Origin of the sequence: Streptomyces sp. NPDC046900, from assembly GCF_040644975.1 — a bacterium.
In the GTDB taxonomy this organism is placed as follows: domain Bacteria; phylum Actinomycetota; class Actinomycetes; order Streptomycetales; family Streptomycetaceae; genus Streptomyces.
This window is the reverse complement of sequence record NZ_JBEYXD010000161.1, coordinates 1-9,230: the sequence shown is the minus strand read 5'-3', so window position 1 is coordinate 9,230 and position 9,230 is coordinate 1. Positions and strand designations below refer to the sequence as shown.

The following is a 9,230-nucleotide window of genomic DNA, read 5'->3' as shown; positions in this document are numbered from 1 at the left end:
CGTGAAACGGAGGTCGTCGCCATGTCCGGCAGATCCCCATGTGAGTGAACGACTGGAACCTCAAACGATCACTGAAGGTTTAACTTCAAGCTAAGCCAATCAGACGCTGCGACGCGGGTAAGAAGGCGAACGCATGCGCAGGATCTTCGGCCGGTCGCGCAGCCCGTTGCGCAAGGCCCGACTGCGCAGGACCCGGCTGGTGTTGTGCAGTCGGGCCTTGCGCAACGCCCGCTCGGGGCTGCGCAATCGGGCTGCGCAACTGCTGAGCGCCCGGGCTGAAGGTGCGTGGTTGGCCCGACCATGAGTCCGATCATGGCAGCGAGACGGCTGTGTTGCCGGATCGTGACTGATGGTCGGGGCTCATGGCCGTCAGCCTGGTCGGGGTCGGCGGGTGTGCTGACGGCATGGAACACACGCACGCCCGCGTATCCAGGGCCTCCGCCGGCCGGCCCACCCTGGCGGGCTCGGTGTGCTGCTCTGGCCACCGCGCGCGGGGGGCACGGCGGTGAGCCGCTTCGGGGCAGGCGTCCGCAGGGGCGTGATGGCGGCCGACCGGTTCACTCAGATCGCCAACGGCCTCTTCCGCGACAGTCGACTCTCCTACAAGGCGAAGGGCATCTTCGGGTACGTCAGTACGCACCGGGACGGCTGGCAGGTCACTCTCGCCCACCTCGTTGCCATAGGACCCGACGGACGGGAAGCGGTCCGCGCCGGCCTGAAGGAACTGGAACGGTACGGCTATCTCATCCGCGAACGCCTGCGGCGGGCGAACGGAACGCTCGGCGAGGTCGTCTACTCGATTACCGACCGCCCCGTCACCCTCGACGTCGCCCTGCTGGAAGCTGCCTCAATCCTGGCGAGCGACGACGAACATGACGTCGGTTTTGGGGCGGGGATCCGGCGCGGCGTGATGGCGTCCGACCGGTTCACTCAGATCGCCAACGGCCTCTTCCGCGACAGCCGAGTCTCCTACAAGGCGAAGGGGATCTTCGGGTACGTCAGCACGCACCGGGACGGCTGGCGGGTCACCGTCGCCGAACTGGTGCGCCGCGGTCGCGAGGGCGTCGACGCGGTCACCACGGGGCTCAAGCAGCTGGAGCGGCACGGATTCCTCTACCGCGCCCGTGAGCGGAACTCCAACGGCACGCTCGGCCAGGCGCTGTACTTCATCACCGATCTGCCCGCCCTGCAAAACCCCAGGTCGCAACCAGAGTCGGGTTTTCCAAGATTGGCTGAGCCTACGTTGGCTGATCCCGGCACTAAGAACACCAACAGAAAGAAGACCAACAAGCAGAACACCAGACCCCTCCGTCCATGCCGCGACGAAGCGACACGAGCACCTGGACGGACGGACCAGCCGGACACGCCGACCTCCCCGCCAGCCCCGCCTGCGGCGGATGACATGCATCCGGGGATCCGGCTGCTGCTCGACCTCGGGGCGGCCCGCCCCGAACTGCTGCTGACCGGGCAGACGCTGACCGACCAAGGCCGCGTCGTAACCGTGATGCTCGAGGCTGGCTGGAGCCGTGAGCAACTGAGGCACATCATCGCCGCCCGGCCCCTGCCCCACCCGGTGCGGACCACGGTCGGCGCGATCATCGCCGCCCGCCTGCGCGCCGCTCAGGCCTACCCGCCACCCGCCATCGCGGACGCTCACCACGACCAGCCCGCGCGGGACGAGCTGCCGCCGCAGCCGACGACCGGCTCTGCCGCCGCCCGCACGGTGAGCGAGGCCCTGACCCATCGGGCCCTCGTCGAATGCGCCGGCTGCGGCGTGCCCGGAACCGCCCTCGGCGAGGACCTCTGCCCAGCCTGCCTCGGCTGGCCGCTGTGCCGCACCTGCCCCGGCCCCACCCCCCGACGCGCCCACCCCGACGACAACGGCCGCTGCACCACCTGCGCCTCCGCCTTCACCGAGCACCTGGAGGGAAGTACCTCGTGACCAACCCGCTGGGCACACCCCCGCCGACCGCGGCCGCGCACCACGAGCGCCCCTTCACCCACGACCCGGGGCGGTGGGCAAGAAAAAGCGCCCGCGCCCTGCGGACCGGCCACGTCCCTGACAGCACCTGCTCAACCACCTGCGAGCCCGTGCTCGTCTACGAGCGCACCAGGTGGGGCTGGCTCGCCTGGACCGTCCCCGGCGACGGCAGCCCGCCCCAGGTCCCCCACCAGATCGGGGTGCTCACCCCGGCCGCGACCCGTGTGCAGCGCCTGGCCCTTCGCTGGCTGACCCGGCGCCCCGCACAGCGCATCGCCCTGGGCAGCATCCCCGCATCCCTGCGGTTCTCCGCCGCCGCCGTCACCCTCATCAGCCTGCTTGCGGGACTGTTCGCCGCTAGCCACGGGATGCCCGTCGACGTCGTACTGCCAGCGATACTCCTCGCCCCGCTGCTCGCCGAGCACCTGCCTGGCCGGCTGGACGCACGCGCCCGCGAACACGTCCGCACCGTTGAAGGCGACGGCCCCTGCCGCTACGTGCAGCGCCTCGCCGCCCTGCACACCTCGCTCGTCCAGGCCGCTGCCGACAGCGACCGCTACGAGCTGCGCCACTCGGCTGAGGTCGGCCAGCACCTGCTGTGGGACGCCGCCGACCTGCTCCAAACACAGGACACCCGCGCGGCCTCGGCTGCGCTCATCGCCCGCGAACAGCTGCTGCTCCAACTCGCCCACCAGGTCGCCCAGATCATCCAGCGCTCCGCGTCCGAGGACAGCGCAGCCGATGCGGACCAGACCCGCGCCAGCCGGCGGCCGATGGGCTCGCACCCGCCGAACGCCCGGCCGACGACATCCCCGGAGTCTCACCCCACCCCAGCACGCCACTTCTGAAGGGAAGCCTCCTTATGCCCGCACCCGAACCCCGCCCGGCTGTCTACCTGCTCTTCGCACACGAGCCGTACTACCTCGGCCCCGGAGCCCAGGAGATCAACACCACGCTTGTCGCCGCCGACTTGCTGCTCCACCCGCAACGGTTCGACTTCTTACGCGCCAGGGGCTGACACCAAGGTCCTGACGCGCGGTAACGTGCGCGCTCTGCCCGCACCGTCCGGGGACTGCTATGCCTGATCTTTCCATGCCTCCGGACGACCGGCCTGCCGGGGTTATCCGCATCACGGTCTTCATCGGAAGGCCGAACGAGGTAAGTAAGAGCTCGCGCAGATAGGCGGCGTGGAGAGCCCCGGCAACAAGGCGGGCACAAGTCCCGGTGATCATGGAGTTGCGACGCTCTGTGACCACTGGGGCGGCCTGCGCCCGTTCGGCCATCATGGCTGACCGTCCCGCTTTGGGATCAATTCGCGGCGCTGCTGCCCGAACGCTCCGACCCACCTTCTGGGGTGTCACCGCAGCCGTATCAGCGACTGGATCGTGTTGTGGTCATGCGAAGTACACACGTGTGCTCCGTAAAGGTGGCGAAGGAAAGGGGAGTTCTACAGAACGCACAGGGTCCAGCTCCAGCGGTGGACACCCGGTGGGATGCGGTACTCGGGGAAGGTGTCGGGGCCGCACGACGCCGTGCCCAGCCCTCGGTGCGCCGCGTCGATGTGCACCACGCACCCGGAGCGCGGCACCAGCTCGTCGTGGTGCGTGACGGCCGTCAGGTCCCTGGCGCGATACCGGGTGACGGAGACCTGGCGCGGCTCGTCCAGCACGACCGCGAGGCCGGTCGCGTCCGGCGCCGACAGCGTGAAGCGCCGTACACCGTGTCGGCCACCGCTCTCCTGCGGACGCAGATAGGGGGTGAACAGGTCGTCGACGGGGAGGGAGTGGTGGCCGACCGGGGCGCCCGCTGCACGGTCGGGATACGACTCCCAGGGCCCCTGCCCGAACCACTCCAGCAGGTCCAGGCCCGGCGTCGTCTCGAACACCGAGCCGACTCGCGCCACGTCGTCGAATTCCTCCGGCAGCTCGGCCTCCTCGTCGACCCGGACACCGCCCTCGACCGGCGTGAACACCTGCCTGTGCCGCACGACCCCGACGGTGCCGGTGTACTCGGCGTCCACGGCTACCCGGCCGCGGTCCTGCCGTACCGACACGACCTTGCGGACCAGCGCGTCGAGCCCCCAGGTCCGCCAGCGCAGCGCCATGCCGCCCAGCTCGTCGTTGTCGGTGGGCGCCCGCCACAGGGACAGCGTCGGGGCGGACGCCAGCAGCGGATGCACCAGCAGTCCCTCGCCGTCGACCTCCACGGGCCGGTCCACAGCGGCGTCCTCGGGCGCCTCGGGCCCGCGCAGCCGGATCTGGGGCACGCACACCTCGGTGCCGCGCGGCGCCCACGGCTGGTCCTCGGCCACGGTGGCCCGCAGCGTCAGCCAGGCCTCGCCGCCGTCGCGGGGCACCTCGAAGGGGAGCGGTACGGCGGCCGTCTCGCCGGGCCGAAGATCGGGCAGTTCGGCGGGCGCGGTCAGCGTCCTGCCGTCGGCCAGGGACAGTTCCCACTCGCCGGTCAGCCAGTTTAGGCCCCGGAAGTGCTGGTGGTTGCCGAGCATGATGCCCTCGTGCTTGAAGCACTCGATGCGCACCGGCGCCGCGATCTCGCGGTGCTCGTACAGGGAGGGCTTCGGGGTACGGTCCGGGAAGACGACACCGTCTGCGATGAAGGCGCCGTCGTGGATGGTCTCGCCGAAGTCGCCGCCGTACGCCCAGCGATGGCCCGGCGCGGCGACACCGTTGTCATACAGCCCGGCGCCCCCACGCCCGGCCGGTCTGCCGTCGTTCACACGCTGGAGAATGCCGTGGTCCCAGAACTCCCAGATGAACCCGCCCTGCAGACCTGGCGTTGACTCGATGGCCGCCCAATGGTCCGCGAGCGTGCCGTTGCTGTTGCCCATCGCGTGGGAGTACTCGCACTGGATGAGGGGCCTGGTCTGCCGTCCGGAGAGAGCGTGGGCGACGCAGTCCTCCAGCGGTGCGTACATGGGGCAGGCGATGTCGGAGGCGTCGTCGGTGGCCGCCCAGTCGATCTTGGCGGCCCCCTCGTACTGGATCGGCCGGGTCGGATCGTGCCGCCGTACCCAGCCGGCCGCCGCGTCGTGATTCGCCCCGTAGTCGGACTCGTTCCCCAGCGACCAGATGATGATCGACGGGTGGTTCTTGTCCCGCAGCACCATCCGCGAGACCCGGTCCACGAAGGCGTTCAGATAGCGCGGGTCGTCGGCGATCTCGTGGGCGTGGTCGTGCGACTCGATGTCGGCCTCGTCGACGACGTAGAAGCCGAATTCGTCGGCGAGGTCGTACAGGGCGGGGTCGTTCGGGTAGTGGGAGGTGCGGATCGCGTTGAAGCCGAACCGTTTCAGCAGGACGAGGTCCGCGCGCATGTCGTCGTACGACACCGTCCGGCCGGTCAGCGGGTGGAAGTCGTGCCGGTTGACGCCCCGGATGTACACGCGCTCGCCGTTGACCAGCAGGTCCCGGCCGACGATCTTGACGTCGCGGAAGCCGATGCGCTGGTGCGAGGTGTCGGCCACCGTTCCGTCCGCGCGGTGCAGGCGGACGGTGAGGTCGTACAGCTCGGGCGTCTCGGCGTTCCAGGTGCGCACCTCGGGGACGATGCCGTGGATGCGGGCCTCGCCGAGGAAGTCGGAGACGCGGTCGTCCTTGGTGTTCACGCGGTCGAACTCTGCGTCCTGCGTGAGGAGTTGACCATCCAGCTCGCCGCTGACGTACCACCCCTCGGGCAGTGCCCCGCGCGTGTCGCGCACCCGGCAGTCGACGCGCAGCTCGCCGTCGTACCCGGCCCGTACGGTCACGTCGGCCAGGTGCAGCGGGTCGGTCGCGTACAGCAGCGCCGACCGGGTCACGCCCCCGTGCCACCACTGGTCCTGGTCCTCGATGTGCGAGGCGTCCGACCACTTCACCACCGTCAGCCGTACGACCGAACGCTCCCCGGCACGCACCAGGTCGGTCAGATCGAACTCGGCGGCGAGATGGGAGTCCTTGGAGACGCCGACGGGCCGCCCGTCCACGTGCACCAGCAGCACGCTCTCGGCGGCTCCGACCTGCAGCACGATCCGCCGCCCGGCCCACTCCGCGGGCACGTCCACCTCGCGCTCGTACACGCCCGTCGGGTTGGCGGCCGGCGAGCCGGGCGGGAAGTCGGCGAAGGGCATGCGGACGTTGGTGTACTGCGGCAGGTCGTCCGTCTCCTGCAGGGTCCAGGCGCCGGGGACGTACGCCGAGGACCAGGGACCGTCGACCGGCGCGTCCGGCGCGGGCAGCAACTGGAAGCGCCAGTCGCCGTCCAGGGCGAGTGCGCCGGAGCGCCGGTCGACGGCGTTCATGGGGAGGCGTCCCCAGGAGGTCACCTCGGGTGCCTCCCAGGGACGGAGGGCGATCAGGGGATCGGCGGGGAGTGCGTCGGTCATGACCATTCCGAAGTCGGTGTGGTGGGCTGGGGCAGGGTGCGGCCCTGCAGGTCCCAGGCGGGGTCGACGGGGATGCCGAGGCGGTCCAGGACGGTGGGCGCGATGTCGACGAGGCGGGGTGAGTCGAGGCGGGTGCCGTCGGGCCTGCCGGGCTCGGCGAGGATGACGAAGACCTCCTGTTCGGCACGGGTGTCGCCACCGTGGCCGCCGCTGTCGAGGTGGCCGTGGTCGGTGGTGACCAGCACGGTCCAGCGCTCGTCGGCCCGTGCGGGATCGGCGCGCCGGGCCTCGAGCGCCTCCAACAGGCGCCCGAGGTGGCTGTCCTGGGCGAGGAGGGCCTGGTCGTAGGCGGGGGAGAGGGGGCCCGTGGCATGGCCGGCCTCGTCGGTGGCGCCGAAGTACACGAACACGACGTCCGGGTCCTCCTCGGTGAGCCAGCGTTCGGCGGTGCGGGCGACGAGGCGGTCCGCGGTCTCGTAGCCGTCGGACTCGCCGTCGTAGTGCACCCGGCGGCCGATGCTGGCGCCGAGCACACCTCGACGGACGAGTTCCGGCCAGGAGACCGCGGCCGCCGCGCGCAGCCCGGGTCGGGCGCTGATGGCGCGGCTCAGGAAGTCGGGGTGGCGGGTGTAGTCGGCGCCGATGAAGTCGTTGCCGGTCACCCCGTGTCGGTCGGGCCACACGCCGGTCAGCACGCTGGACCAGCCGGGCCCGGAGTCGGTGTAGGCCATGCTGGTCGACGGTCCGTTCTCGGCCTGGCCGTCCGCCTCGCCGTACGGCAGCAGGCTGGTGCCGTGGGCGCCCGTGGCCATCAGGCGGTGCAGCACGGGTGCCATGGACGGCGAGCGGGTCAGCCGGTCGTAGCGCAGCCCGTCCATCCCCACCACGAGCACCTTGCCGGCGTCCTTCGTCACCGCGTACCCCTCTCTCGCCAGGCCGGTTCAGGTCCCCTGTACCGCTCCCTCGGTGGCCCCCGCGATGAACCCGCGGGCGAAGATGCTGAACACCACGACCAGCGGGAGCGCCGCCATCAGCACACCGGCCATGACCATGCTGTAGTCGGTGGTGTGGCCGACGTTGAGCTGGGCGAGCTCCACCTGGAGGGTGACGTGGTCGGGGTTGGTGAGCACGACGAGGGGCCAGATGTAGTCGTTCCAGCAGTTGACGAAGGCGTAGATGGCGAGGAAGGACAGCGCGGGCCGGATCATCGGCAGCGCGATATTCCAGTACTGGCGGAAGAATCCGGCGCCGTCGATGCGGGCGGCGTCGAGCAGTTCGTCTGGCACGCCGTTCTGTATGTACTGGTGCAGCCAGAAGATGCCGAAGGCGTTGGCGAGGGAGGGCAGGGCGAGCGCCTTGAGCATGCCGACCCAGCCGATCTTGGACATGAGGATGAACTGCGGCAGGATCGCCAGCTGTAGCGGCAGCATCATGAACAGCAGCAATGTGCCGAAGAGCAGCTTGCGTCCGGGGAAGTCGAACTTGGCGAAGGTGAAGGCGGCCAGGGAGTCGATGAACAGCACCAGGGCGGTGGTGACGCACGCGACCATCACCGTGTTGAGCATCGACCCGAAGAAGTCGATGGTGTTCAGCACATGCCGGATGTTCTCCAGCAGATGGGAGCCGAAGGTCAGCTTCGGCGGGCTCTTGTAGATGTCCTGGGTGGTGTTGGTCGCCATGACGATCGTCCACAAGAAGGGGAAGACCGAGATCACGACGGCCGCCATGAGGAGGATGTGCGCGGTCAGGCCCTTGGGGCGGCGCAGCCGCTTCCTGCCCGGGGCCGGACGCGTGGTGTCGAGTGCCGTCATGACTTCCTCCCGCGCTGCACGATGCGCCAGTTGATGGCGACGAGCACGATGATCAGTACGAAGAAGGCCCACACGATGGCCGCGCCGTAGCCGTAGTCGTTGTTGAGGAAGGCCGACTGGTAGAAGTAGAGCAAGGTGGTCAGACCGGCCTGGCCCGGGCCGCCGAGGTTCGCGTTGGCGGCGTTGCTGGCGAACAGGACCTGGGGTTCGCTGAAGCTCTGCAGGCCGTTGATGGTCGAGATGATGACCGTGAACAGGATGATCGGCCGCATGATTGGGATGGTGATCTGGAAGAACGTGCGGATCGGGCCGGCGCCGTCCATCTTCGCGGCCTCGTAGATCGAGGTCGGGATCGCCTGGAGACCGGCCAGGTAGATGATCATGTTGTAGCCGGTCCACATCCAGGTCATCAGCAGCGCGATGACCAGTTTGATCAGCCACGGGTTGCTCAGCCACGGGACGGGCGAGATGCCGACCGTGCCCAGGATCGCGTTGACCAGACCGAAGTTGTTGCTGAACACCGCGCCGAAGAAGATCGCCACCGCGACGATCGAGGTGACGTTCGGGACGTACAGCGCGATGCGGTAGAAGCCCTTGAAGCGGCGCACCGAGTGCAGCAGCGTCGCCAGAATCAGGGCGCCGAAGAGGGTGGGCACCGTGGACAGCACCCAGATCACCAGGGTGTTGCGGATCGACAGCCAGAAGACTGGGTCCGACCAGAGGAACCGGAACTGCTGCAGGCCCACGAACTGCATAGTGCCCATGCCGTCCCAGCGCTGGAAGGCCAGATACAGCGAGTAGAAGACGGGGAAGAACGAGAAGCCGATGAAGATCAGGTAGAAGGGCGATATCGCCAGGTACTGCCGCCAGTACGACAGCGGCCCGCGCCGCTTTGGCCGAACGGTGCCCGCGGGCGTGGCGCGCCGCGGGCGGAACCGGGCCGGGCCTGGCCCGCCACGGTAAATGAGACCGCGCTGACGGTGTGGCCGATGGCGAGAACAGTGACCTTCCAACGGCTGAGTGGTTGCTCGATGGTTGCGCAGTCTGCGCCCCATCT

Annotated in this window: 7 protein-coding genes and 1 pseudogene; 4 read left to right on the top strand and 4 right to left on the bottom strand. The window is 69.4% G+C overall.

Translation table 11 applies throughout. The annotated features are described in order from the left end of the window. Positions 1-505 precede the first annotated feature (505 nt). The 4 genes and pseudogenes from ABZ904_RS49255 to ABZ904_RS49240 form a co-directional block, all read left to right on the top strand. Complete coding sequence (locus ABZ904_RS49255) at positions 506-1,942, top strand: hypothetical protein (protein ID WP_361000644.1); 1,437 nt, start codon at positions 506-508, stop codon at positions 1,940-1,942. After that, a complete protein-coding gene (locus tag ABZ904_RS49250) occupies positions 1,939-2,829 on the top strand; it encodes a hypothetical protein (protein ID WP_361830695.1) in 891 nt (296 codons plus the stop codon). Before ABZ904_RS49255 ends, ABZ904_RS49250 begins: the two co-directional genes overlap by 4 nt. A 14-nt stretch (positions 2,830-2,843) precedes the next feature. Next, positions 2,844-2,999: a hypothetical protein gene (locus ABZ904_RS49245; RefSeq protein ID WP_359405591.1), complete on the top strand. Its 156-nt coding sequence runs from the start codon at positions 2,844-2,846 to the stop codon at positions 2,997-2,999. Between the two features lie 237 nt (positions 3,000-3,236). Then, positions 3,237-3,369 (top strand): annotated as a pseudogene (locus tag ABZ904_RS49240) (IS5/IS1182 family transposase); the annotation flags it as partial. 59 nt (positions 3,370-3,428) lie between these two features. Here the strand turns inward: ABZ904_RS49240 and ABZ904_RS49235 are convergent. From ABZ904_RS49235 to ABZ904_RS49220, 4 genes are read right to left on the bottom strand one after another with little or no spacing between them, the layout of a single operon-like run. Beyond that, complete coding sequence (locus ABZ904_RS49235) at positions 3,429-6,362, bottom strand: glycoside hydrolase family 2 TIM barrel-domain containing protein (protein WP_361830692.1); 2,934 nt, start codon at positions 6,360-6,362, stop codon at positions 3,429-3,431. Beyond that, a complete protein-coding gene (locus ABZ904_RS49230; protein ID WP_361000634.1) occupies positions 6,359-7,276 on the bottom strand; it encodes an ectonucleotide pyrophosphatase/phosphodiesterase in 918 nt (305 codons plus the stop codon). The genes ABZ904_RS49235 and ABZ904_RS49230 overlap by 4 nt, the downstream gene beginning before the upstream one ends. A 27-nt stretch (positions 7,277-7,303) precedes the next feature. Continuing rightward, positions 7,304-8,173: a carbohydrate ABC transporter permease gene (locus ABZ904_RS49225; RefSeq protein ID WP_361000631.1), complete on the bottom strand. Its 870-nt coding sequence runs from the start codon at positions 8,171-8,173 to the stop codon at positions 7,304-7,306. Beyond that, positions 8,170-9,051 (bottom strand): sugar ABC transporter permease, encoded by an 882-nt coding sequence (locus tag ABZ904_RS49220; RefSeq protein ID WP_361830697.1) that lies wholly within the window; start codon positions 9,049-9,051, stop codon positions 8,170-8,172. Before ABZ904_RS49220 ends, ABZ904_RS49225 begins: the two co-directional genes overlap by 4 nt. Positions 9,052-9,230: the final 179 nt, after the last annotated feature.